The sequence below is a fragment of the Agrobacterium sp. 22117 genome, assembly GCF_052045735.1.
Taxonomy (GTDB): Bacteria; Pseudomonadota; Alphaproteobacteria; order Rhizobiales; family Rhizobiaceae; genus Agrobacterium; species Agrobacterium cavarae.
In genome coordinates, this window is record NZ_JBQEPP010000006.1 from 48,034 (window position 1) to 66,462 (window position 18,429).

The window sequence follows — 18,429 nt, forward strand, 5'->3', positions numbered from 1 at the left end:
CCGCCTCCATTGGAGGCACGGAGCGTGAAGCGCACTATTCCCAGGTGTTCAGGACTGCGTTTGGGGCGCGCCGATCACTTGTGGCAGATCACGCATCCACCGGCTGCTTCGTCGATGCCATAAATGTCATCCACGGTCTCACAAGGGTCAGCGAGTGGATTGCGGGGCCGATTTTTGCGCAGGCGTTCCCGCCGGCGTTCATAGTCCGCTTTGATCTGTTCTACGCGTTCCGGGCGGATCAGTTCCCCGAGGCTTTCACCTTGGCTCCATGTGAAGGGCGAACCGCCATCAATCGCCGTCTTTTCGTATTGCTCAGCTTCTGAAAAGCGATCTGGGTGGTTTTCAGCCAGCCGCACCCACTCGATTTTCTGCTGGAAGAAGCAAAAAGTGCAGCCCGAACGCGATCGCCAACGGTAATAGTCCGGTTCCCCGACATCGGCCTGTTCCAACATGGCAATGACTTCGGCGCGGTCGATACCAGCATCGCGCAGCGGAAGGTGAACCCGCATGTTGGGATGGGTCGCCTGATAGCCCTCGCGTGTCGGCTCATCTGCGCGGATCGCGACATAGGAGTGGATGACAACGCCGGCTTCGAGCTCCGGCTTGATCCATTGCTCCAAGGGCCGCAGTTTGAGCTGCCGGGTGCACCAGCGCGTCCGGGGAGAGGGAAGGAAATTTCCATATTCCTCCATCCAGAAATCGAAATCGCGATCGGGATTTAGGCGCAAGATAGGCTTTCCCAAAAAGCCTTCCAACCGATCGAGGAACGTGTAGACCTCTGGAAGTTCCTTACCTGTATCTGTGAAGAAATATTCCAGCGGCAGATCAGGATGGTTCTGGCGCATATAGACGGCCAGGGCCGCACTGTCTCTGCCGCCCGAAATTCCCAAGATATGACGTTCCTGCATCATGACAGCGTCTCCGCATCCGTATCGGCAGCCAAACTCGCAACCGCACGCGCAAGCGCCGCAAAGCGAATGCGGCCGTGGTGGTCCGCCCCCTGAAGGGATTTCAGCAATTCGTCCGCGAGCGCAGTCGCCTGGCGCTTTTCCGCTTCCGTGAGGACGAAACTTCTTATCAAGGGCGGCGTCTTCGGATCGACACCAACGACCAACGCCAATGCCTCGGTGCTCGATCGGCGGTCACGCACCACCGCTAGCGCTTCCAGTTCGCGGAACTGCCGGCCGTAGCGCGCCAATTGCAGGAGCGCCTGCTCGCGATCACGATCCGACCAGCTGTGAGCTGGTTTATGGATCAGCAAGCTTGCAAGGCCATCGATATCCTGCGGACCCTGCTCAAACGAAGCCGCCCGCATGGCGAAGGCTTCGAACGCGAGATCGTTCGTGAGACCACGGATCGAGGCAGCTCTGTCCAGCAATCCGGAAAACGTTCTGTCAACCGCAAGCGCACGAGCGAGAGCGTCGAGCAGGGTTTCTTGCAGCTTTCCATAGCTCGCTTCGGCTTCGGCAAGGCAATCATAGACGACGCCCGCAGACAGATCGTTCCCCAATGCCTCAGGCAATGCATCAAACAGCAGCGCTTCAGGATCGGTCGATTTCATGATGACCGAACGCTGTGCCTGCGCCGGCGCGCTGATAGTATCGGTGCGCTTGGCATAGTTCGAAAGCTTTGAGTAGCGCCGGAAGATCGCCTGGGCCACGGGGAGCGCGGCAGTTCCATCAAGGTCAAAACGCTTGGCGAGGTCGCTCAAAAATGCTGCCTGCCGGATTGAACGGTCGATCCGTTTGAGGCGAACTTCGCTCGGTTTCTGGAGCAGACGATCCACGAAGACATCGTCAAGATCGGTCTGGAAGACGCCGTCGAGATAAACGGCGAGCCTGTCTCTGTTCGAAATCAGATTGGCAAGAACGATCGCGGGCATGACGCCCTGCTTTATTCCGAAGGGCGGCCTCGCCCAGGTCGCATAGACGTTTTCGACGGTCGTATCCGCAGCATCGTCAAGGACAGCCCAAGCCTCACGAAGCGTCTTGCCTTGGCCGTCGTCAGCCGGCTTCTGGAAACCGAATGTTCCAGGAGCGGTCTCGCCATGAATTGCAAACGGCTGCAACACGGTGAGATAAAGCCCCATCTCCGCTGGATAGCCGGTAAAACCGAGATTTTCCTGATCGCCACGACGCACCATCGCGTAGCAAAGCTCGCGTAGGGCCGCCATCGCGTTGGAGGAAAGCCGGTCGCGCTGCAGCAATTCACTCTTGAGGATCGGCGCGCTCGCAAATGCTTGGTCGGCCAGAGCCGAAGCGACGATCGCGACGGGTTCGCGCAAAATGGCGTCCGGATTGGGTGCGAGATGCCAACGTGCGACATTCAAAGCGGCGGACAAGGCGCGGTGAACGGCATCGACGGCGGCTGAGCGCCGGGCCGCGATCTCGCGGCGGGCAATTCGATCACCCTCGAGTTGCGGGTGCTCACGGAAGACCTTTTCGACAGCAAAGAGTTCGGCCGCATTCGAGCGCAAGGAAAAACCGTCACCGATACCGCCTACCGCGATAACCGCGCTTCGACCCAATTCTTTGGCGACCGCACGCGCCCGCTTTTCGATCTCGCCAGCATTCAAATTGCCATCACCAAGCAACAAGATAAGACGTCCGCTCGATCGGGGCTCCCCTGACGCATGAATGCGCGCCGCAACGGCCGACGGATTGTCATCGACGGCAATCAGCTGCAGGCTGATTTCGAACGAGCGCAGCGCTCCGGTTCGGAAGTAATGCCTTTTGGCCGCGGCATAGCCGAGGCCGACACGCTGGGCCAGACCTGCAAGTTGATCGGCTGTCAGCGGTGCAGTGGCGCCGTTGATTGCCTCTTCCAGGTCGAAATCGCTCCCGGCAAACAGCGCATATCCGTTCAGGCGGGGCTGCCTGATCAGGACGGCCCAATCGAGCAGGTCGGAGATCGCCGCCTGAATGTCATCAGAAGGATGACCAGGCACCGAAGCAATGAGAATATCGTCCGCAACGGCCAGACCCGATCCATTGCGAAAGAATTCGACGATGGCTGCTGCCTTGGTGAGCGCGATATGGAGTGCAGTACCCTTGGCGCCGACCCGTTCAATCGCCTCGAATGCGAGACTGAAGCGACTCCCATCCGCACCGCTGGCGAGCGCCATTCCAAAATTCGATACGAGATAGTCCCAGAGCTTGGACGGATCGTAGGTTCCAGTTTCCCCTTGGCGATTGAGATGCTCCTGAAACCCTGACGGCTCTGCCGAACTCAAGAACCCGAATACACTTCGTTCGTTCTGCGCGAACCGTTGCCGGGACACCGGTCCCAGCAGCAGCGATGTCACAGGATTAAGAGGCCAAGTCGCGCCGAGCGCCGTCGCGAGCACATGTTCATCCACGGGCCTCCGCCTGCCGACGGCTTTGGCCACGTCGAGTGCGGCGCTTGTCGCCGTCGCAGGACGGCTGTCACATGAAATCGCTCTGCCAAGGAGTGCCACCGTCTCATCGGCGCCGGCGAGAAATGGAAGGTCTTGGTAACGGCCTTGAACCTTGAGCCACTCCTGGCGAGATTCTCGCGTGGCACGTGCTGCATATTGGTCAAAGGCCTGGTGCAGGACCCCGATGACGACCAATTTGCCGTTGCTGCGACTACTGTGTTCGGCCAGATCCTGGAGGAGATGGACATCTCCGCCACTCGATGCTTCGTGCTCAAGAAGCTTGCCGAGCTCGTCCAAGACAAGCAGAACGCCCCCATGTTGTTCCGAAACAACTGCGAGCGACTGAATGAGCCCGCCATCAGAGGATCCGGCTGCGGCTCGTTGATCTGCAGTCCAGCCGAAGGCAACAGCAGCGGCATCGGCAATCGCCTGTCGAAGCTGCACCCTGGCGCCCGTTACGGCAACAATCTTCCAGCTGCCCGCATCCTCCGGGAAGGCGCGCGCGTAGAGTGAGGTAAGGGTTTTGCCGGCAATCTTGCGGGCGATCTTACGGTTTTCTTCGACGCCGGCAACGAGGTTTGCCACGAGCAAGGCGGCGCTCGATTTTCCACCGCCGTAGGGACCGGTCCAGGTGAACGCCCCTTGCTTGGCATCGATCTGGCTCATCGCGAGCGTGGTCAGCGCTTTTTCCACACTGGCCTGCAGGACATAGCCGACAAGCGGCGGCGTGCCGTTCAAATCGGCATCGAGACGCGCCGAGCGTGCAAACCGCCGATTGATCTGTACTGTTTTCGCGAGATTGGTCATGCTGCGATCGTTACGGAACGAGGGTAGGAATTGCGGATGCATTCGATCGGGTCGATGTCACCGACGCGCTGAATCTGACGGAGTCCTGCCGTATCCGTCCAAATCCAGGCCCCGCCGGTGGCCGCCTCAAGACCCATCAACCGCGTCACCACGCTGTCCTCGTCAAGCTTGAAGACCCTTCCGGGAGACCCTGGCGTGTAACACACCTGCTCGGCTGTCATCGCTGTCGGTGCGCCTGACCGCCGCCAGAAATCCGCCAATGCATAGGCAAAAACGCCATCGGGCAAACTGGGTTTGGGGCCTCGCACAAACTCATGCCATCCGCCGAGCCTCGCCTCGCGGACCAGTCCAAGTTCAGACAACAGCGATTCCGCGGCGTCTTCGGCGTTGTCTTCGCGTCGAACATAGCTTCGCAGAAAAACCTCAACGTCGCGCTTTAGCGTCCCGCGGGTCGCGCGCCAACCCCTTGCCTCGACAACGGACATGAGTTCATCGATCAGCGTCGATGGATCGAATTCGATCGCCGCAAGGCCATTGAAGGCGTAGTAAGCGGTTGTTGTAAAACGAGAATTGCTGGCAACCGCCCAATGCACAAGCCACACGGTAGCCGCCCGCTCAATGTAGGGATCAAGACCGCTGTCGGAAAGAACAAGCGCCCCGAGTTCGGTCGGCTGCAATTGCTTGTCGGCCTCTTCTATCATGCCCGAGGCCATGGCCCAATAGCGCATGGACACAGCCATATTGCGACCGACACCAAAACGTGCGATAGCCGATTGTTCCTGAAATGTTCCCAACGACGCACCTCCTTCGACCGCATCATAGGCTTTTTTAAGCCACAGCAATCTCAGTGGAAACGTTTCATGCCCTGCGAATTGCCCGCGGGTATCACCATCAAAAAGAGATTCTCTCATAGCGAGAGTTATATCATCACTGGCGAAGCCGTCCAGTCCGATCTTTGAGGCGGCGGGCGGCATCGACAATTTTATCCGCCGCATATATAATGTCGGCTGATTTATTGTAACGATTGAGCATTATTCGAAATATTTCTCTTGAAATACTTTGTGTTAAACCCATAGATAGTAAGACATGTGACGGAAGTACTTGTCCCGAATTGCAGGCTGATCCGGTTGATATTGAAACATCTGATGATACGGACAAAACAAGCTCATCAGCGTCAACACCGGAAAGGTGAACACTCATCGATCCCGGCAAAACCGGCCGATTGCCGGTGGTTCGAACGACGTCCAACCCTGCATTCCACAGGCGGTTCTCGAAGCCAGACATAAGGTCGGCGGCGTGAGCAGCGTCCGAGGACAAGCGAGAGCGCGCCAGCTCGGCGGCGGCTCCAAATCCAGCGATGATGGCGACGGGCTCGGTACCGGGGCGAAGCGCGTTCTGCTGACCGCCCCCGAAGACAAGTGGATGTGGACGTGGGGCGGAGGCTGCGACGTAGAGTGCACCGACACCGCCCGGTCCATAGAGCTTATGGGCTGAGAGGCTGAGGTAGTCGACGTCGAGATCGAGAACGTCGACACTGATTTTCCCGACTGCCTGCGCGGCATCGCAGTGAACAAGTGCTCCGACAGCGTGGGCAATCTGTGATACGCGCTCGATGGGTTGCAACGCGCCAGTCTCGTTGTTGGCCAGCATTACAGAGATCAACAGCGTTTCGTCGGTCGCCAAGGCTTGGAGGGCGTCGCAATCGAGCACGCCGTTACCGTCGACCGGGGCAAGAATGACATCGAATCCACACTCGCTTAGACTCTCGGCCGGCGCCAGGACTGCCTTGTGTTCGACCGATGAAACGATGATGCGGCGGCGTTTACTTTTACCCGACAGGGCCCACCGCGAAACCCCGAGAATGGCGAGGTTGTTTGCTTCGGTCGCGCCGGAAGTGAAGACTATCTCCGGCGAACTTGCACCTAGTAGTGCTGCAACCGACGCACGCGCGTCATCGATAAGTCTGGCGGCCCTATCGCCCAAACGATGTGGCGAACCGGCATTCGCCGGCTGTCGCCAAACCTCTATCATCGCCTGCTGAGCCTCCGGCGCCAACGGCATGGTGGCGAAGCCATCTAGATAAACCGGATCTCGCATAGTTCCTCCAAGTATGTCCTTTATGAACAGCCTTTGGCGATTCCGAAAGAGCTTGATCCCGCATAGCTTGGAAAGACAAGCTCTTTTGCTTTTTTCTGGCTATCCTCATGAGCCTTTTCCGTTTGAGGCTACAGAGGTTGTCGGCTTTTGCGATCCATGGATCAACCCGGGCGGCGAAGGATACCGTCAAAGATCTGAGTCGGTTCACGCCAGTTAGAAGATTTGCGGCTGCATCCATGTGCTGGCGACGTGAAGGGATACAAATCACCCGACGTCTCACTCCGGTTTACTGCGACCGCCCTCATTGCGTGTCAGTGGATCCAGGTACAGCCCGACCACCCGAGCAGACCGGTAGCTCGGGAAAGCGTCCGCGTCGCGCAAGCGTTTCGACTGGGTGACGGAAAGCGAGGCTTTGCACGCGAAGCCTGAGCCTGAGCTAGAGCCAAGTCGCGGCCGCAACAGATTGCTTTCACAGGATTGCCAAACACGGCTGACGCACCGGCTTTCGACTCAGTATTTTCTCTGCCGGGGAATACAAGGATTTCAACTTCTCTACTCCGGGCGCAAGGTGAAGGCGTGTTTTTAAGGAAATTAACGGAAATCAAGAACGTCTGCCGCTTCAAGGCGGCCCGCATCGGCGGAGGGCATTACGAGCGTTTCGCGCTGATCTACGGGGGCAACGGCCGCGGCAAAACGACCCTTTGCGCAATCCTGCGGTCGCTGCAGCGCAACGACCCGAAGCTGATCATGCGCCGCAAGACGGTCCAGGCGGCCACCGATCCCACAGTGGGACTGTTACTAGACACAGGACCTGCGCGTTTTTCAAACGGCGTCTGGACCGGATCATCGCCGGACATTCACATTTTCGATCAGCAGTTCGTCGATGAAAACGTGAATGGGGGCGACCAAGTAGAGGTCGAGCACCGCCGCAATTTCTACCGCATCGATGTCGGGCCGCATGGCGTGGCGTTCGCAGAGGAGGTGGACGGCTCGACGTCGACGTCACCGCGAAACAGACCGAAATCGCGAACGAAAGAAGGTGCTTGATCAGCATGTGCCGAAAGGCATGAAGCTGGAGGACTTTATCAAGCTTGCCGCCGATCCCGCGATTGAGCAAAAATCGAGGACGCCAGACGGACGCTGAGGGCGATTAACGACTCGGACGCGATCACTTCCCGCAAATTCTTGCACTTGCCGGAACTGCCAGCGCTGCCCGACGGGTTTACCGCGCTGCTTGCGAAGGGCGTCGACGGTATCGCCACCGACGCGGCGGGCCGAGTCAAGAGGCAGATTGCCGCGCATGGGTTCAACGACGACGGGGAGGCCTGGCTCGCCGAAGGGCTGAAGCACGCGACCGGGGAGAGCTGCCCGTTCTGCGCAGGGACATTGTCAGAAAACGAGCTGATCGACGCATACAGGGGATATTTTAGCGAAGCCTATGCCGGCCACAAGATGGCGATCGAAGAGATGGTCAAAGCGTTAAACGCCGCCCTGTCAGCGACCTCGGCGCTCAAATGCGAACAAGCATTCAAGGACGCGGACACCGACGCAGCGTTCTGGAAGGGCTATTGCGACAATGAGTGTCATTCGCCGGAGGCCGGAGCGCGGATTAGCGCGGAAGTGAACGCGCTGTTGCAGACCGGGAAGGCGCTGTTGCAGCAAAAAATTGAAGCACCGTTGGATGTTGTCGCGGAGTCTGCGGAATTTATTGAGGCCCACGCTACTTGGGCGGCAACACTCACGGAGCTTGAGGCTGCGACCGCAAAATTCACGGACGCCAAACACCTCATTCAGGGCGTAAAAGACGGACTCGCCGTGACCAACAAGGCGACTGTGGAGACCGCGCTTAACGGCTTCGAGGCCGTCCAGAAACGGCATGCCGAGCCTGTTCTCTCGATCGCGACCGCCTATCAGAAGCTGCAGGACGAAAAGAAAGCGCTCGTGGACGCGAAAGACACAAAGAAGGCCGCGCTCGACGCCTATGACGCGGAGATCATAGGTGCTTATGAAACCGACATCAACAGGATCCTTGCCACGTTAGGGGCTGGCTTCCGACTCGCCCAGTGTGGTAAAAACTATGTAGGCAAGGTGCCGCAGTCGACCTATTGCCTGCGGTTCGACACCAACGACGTCGACGTGACCAGCAATGGCGGGAACGATCCTGGGTTCGATACGACGATGAGCGCCGGGGACAAAAACGCGTTCGCTCTGACTTTTTTTTATCGCACAGCTCAAGCGAGATCCGGACCTTGCCCGCAAGCTTGTCGCGTTCGACGACCCTTTCACCAGTCTTGACGATTTCCGCCGCGCCATGAAAGCCAAAGAAATCGTCCGGACGGGCGGCGACGCCGCTCAGACGATCGTCCTGAGCCATGACAAGTTCTTCCTCGACGCGGTGCACGGCCTCATCCACGGCGTTCCATGCACCACGATGCAGACCTCCGGGACGAGCGCAGGCTCCTACATCGAACTATGGGATATAGCGTGGGAGGTCAAGGAAGGCTATCTCCAAGACCATATGCTGCTCGAGGAGTTCGCGGCGGGGAACGCCACCAACGCCCGGGAGATGCGCACCAACATGCGGCCACTTCTGGAGAAATACATACGGTACCGCTTCCCGAACCAGATGCTGGAAGGGAAATGGCTCGGCGACATGCTGGAGACCATCCGCGACGACCCAACCCATCCTTTTACGCCGCAGTACAATGAGCTGGACGACATCAACCAGTATACGGCGCCTTTTCATCACGATCCCAATACCGTGTTCGTCGATAGTGAGGTCCAGACTTATGCGCAGCGCACCCTAGCGATTGTCGGCGGGTGCTGACATTGCGCTCGGCCCAGCATTCGTTGCCTGGGGTTCGGCCCGACGAGGCGGCAGTGGCGAAAGACTTATCCCTCGAGGATGGATCGTCGTCATTTAAGCTTCTGCCTATGCTCACGGTTTGGATCAGCGCAACCGTTTTGCACTGGCTTTTGTCTTCACAACCGCTAGCTCTGCGCAGAAAATCGGCGAATAGCTTCCCCAAACCCGCTTTCTGCATTGATATGGTGCATATACTGCCCCTAGAGTGAATTGTCGGCAAAAGTGATTGTCCGGCGAAATTGCTTTAAAAACAACATTTGAGCGCCGGGCTGTCTGGGACGAATATGGGATTTGAAGAAGCCATGCGAAGGGCTGCCAAGGCAGCGGATAGTGCAGTCCATCGGGCGATGCGCAAATACGGTGATGGTTTAGTTACAGATGAGGACGATCTTACAGGCGTCCTTGTCGGCAATCTCGATGCCGAATTTAGCAAAAACATCGCCGGCGTTGAGTGGTCAAGCTCAATTCTTCGACACCGAAAAGGCGTCGCTAGCGAAGAAGGACGCATCGGCGCTGACGTGATCATCCACGTCGCGGTGAAGACAAAGATCCAGACTTACTCTAAAGCGGTCCTTATACAGGCGAAGCGCCACCAGCCCGGCGCGCTTATGAGCAAAACAGAGCAAATGGATCTAATCGGACAGTGCGACAAGATGCTGGCGGTGACGCCCGCCTCCTTCGTGTTCAACTACGCCATGAATGACATGAGATGCGGATCCGCCAGCAAAATATCGGGCTCGACGAATCGAGATCTTTATGAAGCCTGTACGTGGACATCGTACCGGTTTTTCCTGGAATTATTTAGAAGCCCGATCGGCGATCCACGCCTAACAAGCGCTAAGGTGAAAGACCTGCCGGTGCCGGTGGTCCTCAAGCTCGCCGCAGAAGGCGACTTGGTGACAGAGTAATCGCGCCGCCTGGGGGTCTTCGCTCGCTAGTGGACCCTCTGCAGGACCAGCATTTGACCAAGGCGGGGGTGGCGCTAACCGCGGCGGTTGCAACTGTGCACTACGACACCCCCCACGCCCGAAACCTCCCCCTCCCCGTCATCTCGCGCCCGTCCAGCTCCAAAACAATCCGCCGCGCCGCCTGCGGCGTGACGTCGAGGGACTTCGCCACCATTCCGCCGACACCAGCGGCTTCGCCATCACCAGCTCGACCAGTTTTGGCAGTTTCGAAGAGGTTCGGCGCCCTTCCAGCTTCCGATCCATCATCGTCTTCGCCAGCGTCAGCCGGTCATGTTCTCTCATACCGATCTCGGCGGCCGCCAAAAGTCCGTTTGCGATGGCGAGCAACCGAGTCCCCCGATCGCGATGCCGGCGGCGATCAACGGGGATGGTTTTCAGTCCGAGATTGATTCCCGCGAGATGGGCGCCGTTGCTGACGCCGGACTGGCGCAGAATCAATGCGGAAAACAACCGGCCAAGCCAGGGCGCGTGCTACAGCACGGAAATCTCGTTCCAGGCATCGAGGGCGACGATCGCCTGCAGCACCGCCGGCAGATTTTCGACTTGGCGCAATACCGCATGCCATTCGTCGAGCCGCGCATCCTCGTCCCAGTCGAGATCATAGACCAGCGGATCGGCCGGAGCCCGGCCGGGCTTTTTGGCTCGTTCAATCGCAGCGTCAGAGCGTGCGAGCAGCGCATCGATAGCAGCATAGTCGACGCCGGGGAGATTCTCGGCTTCGTCGCCATCGCCTCCCTCCCCTTCCGGATCTAGGGGCGCCGCAGGCCGAATGGCGCCGCTTGGCTTGCCCCCCTCATCGCCGGCCGGAGTCATGTTGGACGTCTGTAGCAAGGTTCGGACACCTTCTGCGGAGGGCGCCCAATCGGGCAACTGGGCCGCCATACGCCGACGGGTGCGGAGCACGTCGCTGGCGATTGTCGGTTCGTGGGTGGGGTGTGCGAATATCGCGAATGGCGTCATGCAGAACGAGGTCTTCGAGATGGACAAGTTCGCCGTCGATCCACAGCGAGGCACAGGCGTCGGCGAAATTTTTCACGCTCGAGGAAGCCGGCGCCGGCCATCGAGTGGGCGATGCGCTCGTCGAGACGGGTCAGAGCGATACCTGCGTCGAAAGCGGTCCGTATCAAGCCACTCATGCCGATTTTCGCGAGATCGTAAGCCATTGAAATCGTGGTTAACAGAAGCTTAAATGAAAGCTATCTCACCATTAAGATTAGGCACTTCGTATGGGTCATGGTTGGTTGCATAACCTTTGATAAGTACCTCTTATCGGAAGTGAAAAAATTTCAATTCATATCACAGGCTTATATTTAACCTTAATTCATGACGCTAATACTTAGTTCTATTTATCTATGTTGATAATTTTTAAGTATACTCCAATACTGCGCACAGCGTTCAATTGTTGGCATCCGTACCAAGCACCCAGGCGCCGAGGTGCAGTTGCATGCGATACAGTGATGACTTCTCACCGCCGCCGCGCATGTGGGACCGCCGTGTCTAGATCGGCTCCAACGTAGTTGAGCGAGCGATCAGACCGCAGGCGATCATACAAAAAAAGACAGTTTCTTCGCTGGCAGTGACGGCGGCGGCAAAACATGGGCGACAATCGCGACGATGATGCAGACTCCAAAGATAAATTCCGTCGATCCCCAAGACGGGTTGACGCAGACGCTTGAGCGCATCGCAAACGGCGGACCTATCAGCGAAATCCACACCCCTATGCCGTGGATCTTTAAGGCTTGGACGGCATCAGCTTGCCGCTTATCTAGGTGACAATCCTGCCTCTAGACAGCGGAATATCATTTTTTAGCCGCTTCTACACGAGACAGGGCAGAACGTAGGGAACCATCAAGACATAATCAGACCGCCATCGACATTGATGGTCTGACCCGTGATGTAGGCAGCATCTTCCGAGGCCAAGAACGCGACCAGAGCTGCTACTTCTGCCGGTGTACCCGCACGACGCATGGGAATATTGGCTACCCATTCAGACATCAGCTCGCCCGGCTTGTAGTCCCCAAGCATTTTGCCCCAGACGCGATCGTTATAATCCCACATTTCCGTATGGATGATGCCAGGGCAGATAGCGTTGACGGTAATACCCTCTGGGGCGAGCTCCTTGGCAAGGCTTTGGGTCAGACCGACAACCCCGAACTTAGATGCGGCATAGTGCGGCGTGTAGATGAAGCCTTGTCGAGCCTGGCCAGAGGCGGTGTTGATGAGGCGACCCTTCGTTCCGCTCTGGCGAAAACGGCGGATAGCTTCCTGGCAGCAAAGAAATGCGCCCTTGGTATTGACCTCTATATTTAGGTCCCACTGATCCTCAGTTAGATCCTCGACTTTGGAAATGGTGATGACGCCCGCATTTTGAACAGAGATGGAAAGGGCTCCGAGCGCGGTCTCCGCCGCCTCGTAAGCTTCACGAACCGCTGCGGCATCACGCACATCAAGCGTGACGCCAAAGGTTCGAACGCCGGTTTCTTCGGCAAGCTTCGCCGCGACATCCGGAATGTCCTTCTCTACAGCAGCGATGGCGACCTTTGCTCCTTCTTCAGCGAAGCGACGAGCAATGCCGTAACCGATACCCTTGTTGCCGCCACTGACAAAGACGGACTGACCTTCAAAACGTTTCATCTCTCCTCCTCATGAAACTTGGAACTCGCTATAGGCCGACCAGACGTTCGGCGGTAAATTTATCGGTGACCAGAACGTCGATCACGCCGGTTCTGAGTGCGCCTGCAATGGCTTCCGTCTTCTTGGCCCCGCCGGCCAGCGCAATCACGCGGTCGACATTGGAGAGGTTTTCGAGCGGCAGACCTATGACCCGGTCATCGAGTGGTGTCTTGACCGGGCGCCCTTCCTTATCAAAAAAGCGCAGCGAAATATCGCCGACGGCACCCGCCTGCGCGAGATCGGCGAGTTCCTTGGCGGAGAAGATGTTGCCGGAGCGGGCGAGAAGTTCTGACGGTTCAACCGCGCCGACGCCGACGACTGCGAGCGTGATGGAGCCGAAGAGATCGATCGTGTCACGCACGAAGGGATCGGACAGCATCAAAAGCTTTGCTTCGCGCGACGTGGCGACACCGGGCACGGCGAGCAGCTTCGGCTCTGCCTCCGTCAGCCGCGCAAGCCGCGTGGTGATCTGCGTGGCGTGCGTCTGCACGGATGGATCCCCCATGCCGCCGAGCGTCTGCACGATGTATTTCGCCTTCGCGCCCTTCAGCGGATGGATGTTCTCCACCATTTTGAAAATGGTCTGGCTCCAGCTGGACACGCCGATGATTTCGTTCTGCGAAAGTGTCACTTCCAGAAAGTGGGCCGCTGCCTCACCGATGCGCGCCATGATCGCGCCATCGCGATCCTCGCTGCAATCCACCACAATGGCTTCCGGCACGTCGTAGCGCTCACGCAGCCGGGTTTCCAGATCATTGAAGGTGCCAACGGGCGGTATGATGCTGGTGCGAACGATGCCTTCGGCCTCCGCACGCTTCAGCATGCGAGAGACCGTTGCTTGCGACAGATGCAGGTGCTCGGCAATTTCAGCCTGACGCTTGTGCTCGCTATAATACATCTGAGCGACCCGCGAGATCAGGCGAAGTTCGTTGATCCTACCCATGAAACCTCCAGTGAATTTTTATTCACTCTTATCGGACGGGATTCTTAAGGTCGAGCGGGCAATCGCATCCTTCCATGTGGCGAGCTTCTCATTTTTACCGGATGTTACAGGCGCGATCTGCGTACCGCTGGCGTTGAGGCCGGCAATCGTCTGGAGATCGGGCCACATGCCGATTGCGAGACCAGCCAGATATGCAGCGCCCAAGGCGGAAGCTTCCGGTGCATCGCGCTGGATGAGAGGATGATCCAGCATATCCGCCACGCATTGCATCAGAAAGCGGTTCTGGCTCGGTCCGCCATCGACGAACAGTCGGCCAAAATCTGTGGGAGATTGGGCACCCATCGCGGCGAAGACGTCGTGAACCTGAAAAGCGATGGAATCGGTCACGGCACGCGCCATCTGTGCGCGGCTTGTGGAAAAATTCACTTGGGAAAAAAGAGCGCGACAATCCGAATCCCAGTAAGGTGCGCCGAGGCCGACGAAGGCCGGCACGAAACCGGGCCCACCCGGCGCGGCCGTCGAGGCCAATTCCACCAGAGCGGCGACATCTGGCAACCCGAGGATATCGGCCATCCATGGTAGCGAGGCGGCAGAGACCAGAATATTGCCTTCGAACGCGAAGGTCGGCGTGCCCGCGAGCTGCCAAGCTACCGTCGTGGTGATGCCCTGTTTGGGTGCAATGAAGTGCGGCAATGTGGTCATGACCGAGGATCCGGTACCAAAGGTCACCTTGCCATCGCCAGGATTGAATGCCCCGTGGCCGAAGAGCGCGGCGTGACTGTCGCCAATCGCCGCCAGAATAGGCGTCCCGTCTTTGATGCCAGGGACGTCTTTAGTCACGCCGAATTCGCCGCTACTATCACGAACATCCGGAAGGGCGTTAATGTCGACGCCGAAGAGCGTGCAGAGTTCGTCGCTCCAGACGAGCCGCTTGAGATCCAAGGCTTGGCTGCGGGCTGCGTTTGACGCGTCACAGGCATGGACCTGACCGCCAGTGAAGCAATGGATCAGCCAGCTATCGATAGTGCCGAGCCTGACCTTGCGACCTTTGGGCGCGCGGTCGAGCAACCATCGCATTTTGGCGCCGGGAAACATTGGGTCGATAGGAAGGCCCGTGAGCGCCATGACACGATCGGCGTGGCCACCTTGGATGAGATCCGCACATGCGGATGCGGTGCGGCGGCATTGCCAACTCAGGACGGGCCCGAGCGGATCACCTGTCACTGCATCCCAGATCGTTACGGATTCGCGCTGGTTGGAGATAGCGATTGCCTCCACGCACACAGTGACTGGCGCGGCTTTGAGGCAACCGTCGATAGCTTCTAAGACGGAGGACCAGATGCGTTTTGGGTCCTGCTCCACCCAGCCGGGCTGTGGATAAGCGATACCGACGGGTGCCGAGCCTCGCGAGAGGATCGCTCCCTCTTCCGAAACCAGAATTGCTTTGGAATTCGTAGTACCCTGATCGACAGACAAAATGGCGCGCATCGCTATGCTCTTTTCCCAGCAGATAGTGTTGGCGCGTGATCCTAGCCGGGATTGTCAGGCAAATCGAAGTACCACGCGGTTGTGAAAAAGGGCGCCGCCCACGCCTCAAAGATGGAGACGTGAGCGGCAGGGAGGAGACTTATTTTCTTTTGATCAGTGCCTGAGCCGCGTCGGCAATAGCGGCCGGTGCCATCCCGAACTCATCGAGCAGCCATTCGGCCGGGCCGGTATGGGCAAAGACGCCGGGAACGCCGAGGCGTTTCATTGGCACCGGAGCCTGCTCCACAACCACTTCGGCGATGGCAGAACCCAGCCCGCCATAGATCGAGTGTTCTTCCGCCGTCAGGATCGCACCTGTTTCCGTTGCCGCCGCAACGATGGCCGCTTCATCGATCGGTCGCACGGTTGCCATGTTCAAAACGCGAGCTTTAATGCCGCGTGTTGCCAGGATGTCTGCGGCCTTGACCATGCGGTGTGTCAGGGTGCCGTTAGCGATCAAAGTCAAATCCGTGCCGTCGCGCAGGAGATTGGCTTTGCCGAGTTCGAAGATATGCCCTTCCGGCAGCAGATCCGGCACGCCGACACGCGACAGGCGCAGGAAGCAAGGGCCTGCATACTCAGCCGCCCATTTCACTGCAGCGGCAGTTTCGATACGATCACAAGGCGCAATCACCGGCAGATTTGGCAAAACACGCGTCCACGCGAAATCCTCGATGGAGTGGTGTGTCGGCCCAAGCTCGCCATAAGCCATGCCCGACGAAATGCCGACAAGTTTTACATTGGCATTGGAATAGGCAAGATCGGCCTTGATCTGCTCCAGAGCGCGGCCTGTCAAAAAGCAGGACGCGCCGCAGACGAAGGGCAGTTGCCCACCATTTGCAAGACCAGCACCAACACCAACCATGTTTTGCTCGGCAATACCGACATTGACCAGACGTTCTGGAAACTTCGCCTTGAAGCCGCCGAGCTTTGACGAGCCGACCGAGTCATTGCATACGGCGACAACGCGTGAGTCGTTTGCGGCAAGCATCTCAATTGTCTCGGCGAAGGCATCGCGGCAGTCATGGAGTTTGGGGGCAGATACGGGCGCGTTCATTATAATGCCTCCGAAAGTTCTTTGACGGCGATGTCATATTGTTCTTTGCTCGGCACCTTGTGGTGCCAATCCACCTTGTCCTGCATGAAGGATATGCCATGGCCCTTGTTGGTATGGGCCACGATGCAGTGCGGGCGATCGCTACGGTGTTCGAGTGCGGGAACGACCTCGCCCATCTCGTTACCGTTGATTTCAGAGACGTCCCAGCCGAATGCTTCCAGCTTGGGTCGAAGCGGTGCAATATCGTTGGTGTCAGAGAGCGCCGCACCTTGCTGGAAGCGATTGTGATCAATGATAAGCGTCAGATTATTGAGGCCAAACTGGGCGGCAGACATAATCGCTTCCCAGTTAGAGCCTTCCTGCATCTCGCCGTCGCCGGTCATCACATAGGTGTGGTAATCGGCGCCAGAAAGCTTGGCGGCTTTGGCCATGCCGACCGCAACCGGCAGGCCGTGGCCAAGTGGCCCGGTATTTGTCTCGACACCCGGCACCTTATTACAGTTGGGATGGCCATTCAGACGCGAATTAGGCTGCAGGAAAGTTGAGATTTCGTCTTCCGGAATAAAGCCGCGCTTGGCGAGCGTGACGTAAAGGGCGCATGCCGTATGCCCCTTTGATAGGACGAAGCGGTCGCGCGCCGGGTTCTTCGGATCATCCGGCCAAATGCGCAGGACGCGGAAATACAGCGCCGTCATGACATCGATGGCAGACATTTCTCCACCCACATGACCTGCACCGGCTTCGAAAACGGCTTGCACATCGCGCAGGCGGATCTGGCGCGCTACGCGCTCTAGTTCTTTCGGCTCCATGAAATCCTCATCAAGATGCACGTGTGAATATTTATACATGTAGCTATATAATTGCATAAGCGGCCGAAGTGTCAAGTTCCAAAAGAGACAGCGCGGTCATTTCATTTAATCACTCGCCTGCATCTGCGCTATTGACAAGGGTCCAGAAACTGAATTATGAATTTTGCACCGTATGTGAATATTTATTCTGATCGGATTAAAAGTTCTAACGTAAGACCAGTGGGAGGAGCCATGACCGTGTTGGAGCGCAAGGACGCAAACGTCCAAATGAGAAATCCGCTCGCCTGGTTAAGTGGAGCCACGGGACCTCTCGTCGGTCTGCTGCTTCTGTGTGTGTTCCTCTCTTTTGCCAGCGATAATTTCCTGTCGCTGCGCAATGGCTTGAACATCCTTGATCAAATCACCGTTCTCGGCATCATGGCCGTCGGCATGACGTTCGTTATTCTGCTCGGTGGCATCGATCTCTCGGTGGGATCTGTTCTTGCCCTGTCGATGATGATCATGGGATGGACTGCAAATGTTGCCGAGATGCCAATGGGCGCAGCCATCGTGCTAGCATTGCTGGCATCTGGCGTTTGCGGGCTTGCTGTCGGCATACTTGTCACCGTGTTTCGTGTGCCTGCATTCATCGCTACTCTTGCCATGATGTCGGTTGCGCGTGGTGTTGCCAACATGATCACCGACGGCCAGCAGATCGTTGGTTTTCCTGACTGGTTCATGATGCTCGCGATTGATCGGCACTTCGGCGTGCTAACCGCGACCGTGCTTCTGATGCTAGTTGTCGTCGCCGTTTCATGGGCATTTTTGCGCTACCGTGCTGAAGGCCGTACCGTCTATGCCGTCGGCGGCAATGCTGAAGTGGCACGTCTGGCCGGCATCAATGTTCAACTGGTAACTATCGGCGTCTATGTCGTGTGCGCTGTTCTCGCAGGTCTTGCCGGTATCGTTCTCGCAGCGCGCCTCGACTCCGTCCAGCCGTCCAGCGGCTTTGGATACGAGCTTGATACGATTGCAGCGGTTGTCATTGGCGGCACATCCCTCTCGGGCGGCGCTGGAGGTATCGGCGGTACGCTTATTGGCGTCCTCATTATCGGCGTGCTGCGCAACGGCCTCAACCTTCTCAACGTCTCGCCTTTTCTTCAGCAGGTCATCATCGGCGTCGTCATCGTTCTGGCGGTCGGGGCAGAAACCCTGCGCCGTAGAAGAGCCTGATCTTCAAGTCTCGGCGGAGATCAACTCCGCCCTCAACAGACCATCTCCCTTCCTGGAGGGGGAGGAAACCGGC

14 protein-coding genes and 2 pseudogenes are annotated in these 18,429 nt (G+C 57.9%); 6 read left to right on the plus strand and 10 right to left on the minus strand.

Annotation, left to right across the window (positions count from 1 at the left end; translation table 11 throughout):
• Positions 1–74: 74 nt before the first annotated feature.
• From ACTJKV_RS17465 to ACTJKV_RS17480, 4 genes are read right to left on the minus strand one after another with little or no spacing between them, the layout of a single operon-like run.
• Positions 75–911 (minus strand): phosphoadenosine phosphosulfate reductase family protein, encoded by an 837-nt coding sequence (locus ACTJKV_RS17465; protein WP_440599148.1) that lies wholly within the window; start codon positions 909–911, stop codon positions 75–77.
• Positions 908–4,204: a hypothetical protein gene (locus tag ACTJKV_RS17470; protein WP_440599149.1), complete on the minus strand. Its 3,297-nt coding sequence runs from the start codon at positions 4,202–4,204 to the stop codon at positions 908–910. Before ACTJKV_RS17470 ends, ACTJKV_RS17465 begins: the two co-directional genes overlap by 4 nt.
• The gene (locus ACTJKV_RS17475) at positions 4,201–5,115 is read right to left on the minus strand and encodes a DUF4007 family protein (protein ID WP_440599150.1); all 915 of its coding nucleotides are present in this window, start codon (positions 5,113–5,115) and stop codon (positions 4,201–4,203) included. The genes ACTJKV_RS17470 and ACTJKV_RS17475 overlap by 4 nt, the downstream gene beginning before the upstream one ends.
• Before the next feature lie 16 nt (positions 5,116–5,131).
• Positions 5,132–6,301 carry a cysteine desulfurase family protein gene (locus tag ACTJKV_RS17480; protein ID WP_440599151.1) on the minus strand — a complete coding sequence of 390 codons (1,170 nt, stop codon included), beginning with the start codon at positions 6,299–6,301 and terminating at the stop codon, positions 5,132–5,134.
• Positions 6,302–6,778: 477 nt separating this feature from the next.
• Here ACTJKV_RS17480 and ACTJKV_RS17485 point away from each other — a divergent pair, with 477 nt between their 5' ends.
• The 4 genes from ACTJKV_RS17485 to ACTJKV_RS17500 all read left to right on the plus strand — a co-directional run bounded on the left by ACTJKV_RS17485 (position 6,779) and on the right by ACTJKV_RS17500 (position 10,075).
• Positions 6,779–7,348 carry an AAA family ATPase gene (locus tag ACTJKV_RS17485; RefSeq protein ID WP_440599152.1) on the plus strand — a complete coding sequence of 190 codons (570 nt, stop codon included), beginning with the start codon at positions 6,779–6,781 and terminating at the stop codon, positions 7,346–7,348.
• 144 nt (positions 7,349–7,492) lie between these two features.
• Entirely contained in the window at positions 7,493–8,596 is a 1,104-nt protein-coding gene (locus ACTJKV_RS17490; RefSeq protein ID WP_440599153.1) for an AAA family ATPase, read from the plus strand.
• Between the two features lie 16 nt (positions 8,597–8,612).
• The gene (locus ACTJKV_RS17495) at positions 8,613–9,128 is read left to right on the plus strand and encodes a hypothetical protein (RefSeq protein WP_440599154.1); all 516 of its coding nucleotides are present in this window, start codon (positions 8,613–8,615) and stop codon (positions 9,126–9,128) included.
• Positions 9,129–9,451: 323 nt separating this feature from the next.
• Positions 9,452–10,075 carry a hypothetical protein gene (locus tag ACTJKV_RS17500; RefSeq protein ID WP_440599155.1) on the plus strand — a complete coding sequence of 208 codons (624 nt, stop codon included), beginning with the start codon at positions 9,452–9,454 and terminating at the stop codon, positions 10,073–10,075.
• A gap of 100 nt (positions 10,076–10,175) precedes the next feature.
• On the opposite strand, the pseudogene ACTJKV_RS17505 reads toward ACTJKV_RS17500, so the two are convergent.
• Positions 10,176–11,298: pseudogene (locus ACTJKV_RS17505) on the minus strand (RHE_PE00001 family protein).
• A gap of 338 nt (positions 11,299–11,636) precedes the next feature.
• Between ACTJKV_RS17505 and ACTJKV_RS17510 the strand changes: the two are divergent.
• A pseudogene (locus tag ACTJKV_RS17510) lies at positions 11,637–11,908 on the plus strand (hypothetical protein); the annotation flags it as partial.
• Positions 11,909–11,983: 75 nt separating this feature from the next.
• Here ACTJKV_RS17510 and ACTJKV_RS17515 read toward each other — a convergent pair.
• The 5 genes from ACTJKV_RS17515 to ACTJKV_RS17535 all read right to left on the minus strand — a co-directional run bounded on the left by ACTJKV_RS17515 (position 11,984) and on the right by ACTJKV_RS17535 (position 17,144).
• Positions 11,984–12,769, minus strand: coding sequence for an SDR family oxidoreductase (locus tag ACTJKV_RS17515; protein WP_312808564.1), 786 nt, complete (start codon positions 12,767–12,769; stop codon positions 11,984–11,986).
• 28 nt (positions 12,770–12,797) lie between these two features.
• On the minus strand, positions 12,798–13,751 hold the full coding sequence (locus ACTJKV_RS17520; RefSeq protein ID WP_440599156.1) for a sugar-binding transcriptional regulator: 954 nt from the start codon (positions 13,749–13,751) through the stop codon (positions 12,798–12,800).
• An 18-nt stretch (positions 13,752–13,769) separates the two neighbouring features.
• Positions 13,770–15,239 carry an FGGY family carbohydrate kinase gene (locus ACTJKV_RS17525; RefSeq protein ID WP_440599157.1) on the minus strand — a complete coding sequence of 490 codons (1,470 nt, stop codon included), beginning with the start codon at positions 15,237–15,239 and terminating at the stop codon, positions 13,770–13,772.
• Between the two features lie 139 nt (positions 15,240–15,378).
• A complete protein-coding gene (locus ACTJKV_RS17530) occupies positions 15,379–16,335 on the minus strand; it encodes a transketolase family protein (protein WP_274102902.1) in 957 nt (318 codons plus the stop codon).
• A complete protein-coding gene (locus ACTJKV_RS17535) occupies positions 16,335–17,144 on the minus strand; it encodes a transketolase (RefSeq protein WP_062442763.1) in 810 nt (269 codons plus the stop codon). Before ACTJKV_RS17535 ends, ACTJKV_RS17530 begins: the two co-directional genes overlap by 1 nt.
• Before the next feature lie 231 nt (positions 17,145–17,375).
• On the opposite strand from ACTJKV_RS17535, the gene ACTJKV_RS17540 reads away from it, so the two are divergent.
• Positions 17,376–18,356 (plus strand): ABC transporter permease, encoded by a 981-nt coding sequence (locus ACTJKV_RS17540; protein WP_440599158.1) that lies wholly within the window; start codon positions 17,376–17,378, stop codon positions 18,354–18,356.
• Positions 18,357–18,429: the final 73 nt, after the last annotated feature.

Bases quoted from the DNA above. Each gene is read 5' to 3' on its own strand.
- ACTJKV_RS17480 (WP_440599151.1), bottom strand. From the start codon at position 6,301: ATGCGAGATCCGGTTTATCTAGATGGCTTCGCCACCATGCCGTTGGCG.
- ACTJKV_RS17535 (WP_062442763.1), bottom strand. From the start codon at position 17,144: ATGGAGCCGAAAGAACTAGAGCGCGTAGCGCGCCAGATCCGCCTGCGC.
- ACTJKV_RS17520 (WP_440599156.1), bottom strand. From the start codon at position 13,751: ATGGGTAGGATCAACGAACTTCGCCTGATCTCGCGGGTCGCTCAGATG.
- ACTJKV_RS17465 (WP_440599148.1), bottom strand. From the start codon at position 911: ATGATGCAGGAACGTCATATCTTGGGAATTTCGGGCGGCAGAGACAGT.
- ACTJKV_RS17530 (WP_274102902.1), bottom strand. From the start codon at position 16,335: ATGAACGCGCCCGTATCTGCCCCCAAACTCCATGACTGCCGCGATGCC.
- ACTJKV_RS17540 (WP_440599158.1), top strand. From the start codon at position 17,376: ATGACCGTGTTGGAGCGCAAGGACGCAAACGTCCAAATGAGAAATCCG.
- ACTJKV_RS17495 (WP_440599154.1), top strand. From the start codon at position 8,613: ATGAAAGCCAAAGAAATCGTCCGGACGGGCGGCGACGCCGCTCAGACG.
- ACTJKV_RS17470 (WP_440599149.1), bottom strand. From the start codon at position 4,204: ATGACCAATCTCGCGAAAACAGTACAGATCAATCGGCGGTTTGCACGC.
- ACTJKV_RS17475 (WP_440599150.1), bottom strand. From the start codon at position 5,115: ATGAGAGAATCTCTTTTTGATGGTGATACCCGCGGGCAATTCGCAGGG.
- ACTJKV_RS17525 (WP_440599157.1), bottom strand. From the start codon at position 15,239: ATGCGCGCCATTTTGTCTGTCGATCAGGGTACTACGAATTCCAAAGCA.
- ACTJKV_RS17500 (WP_440599155.1), top strand. From the start codon at position 9,452: ATGGGATTTGAAGAAGCCATGCGAAGGGCTGCCAAGGCAGCGGATAGT.
- ACTJKV_RS17515 (WP_312808564.1), bottom strand. From the start codon at position 12,769: ATGAAACGTTTTGAAGGTCAGTCCGTCTTTGTCAGTGGCGGCAACAAG.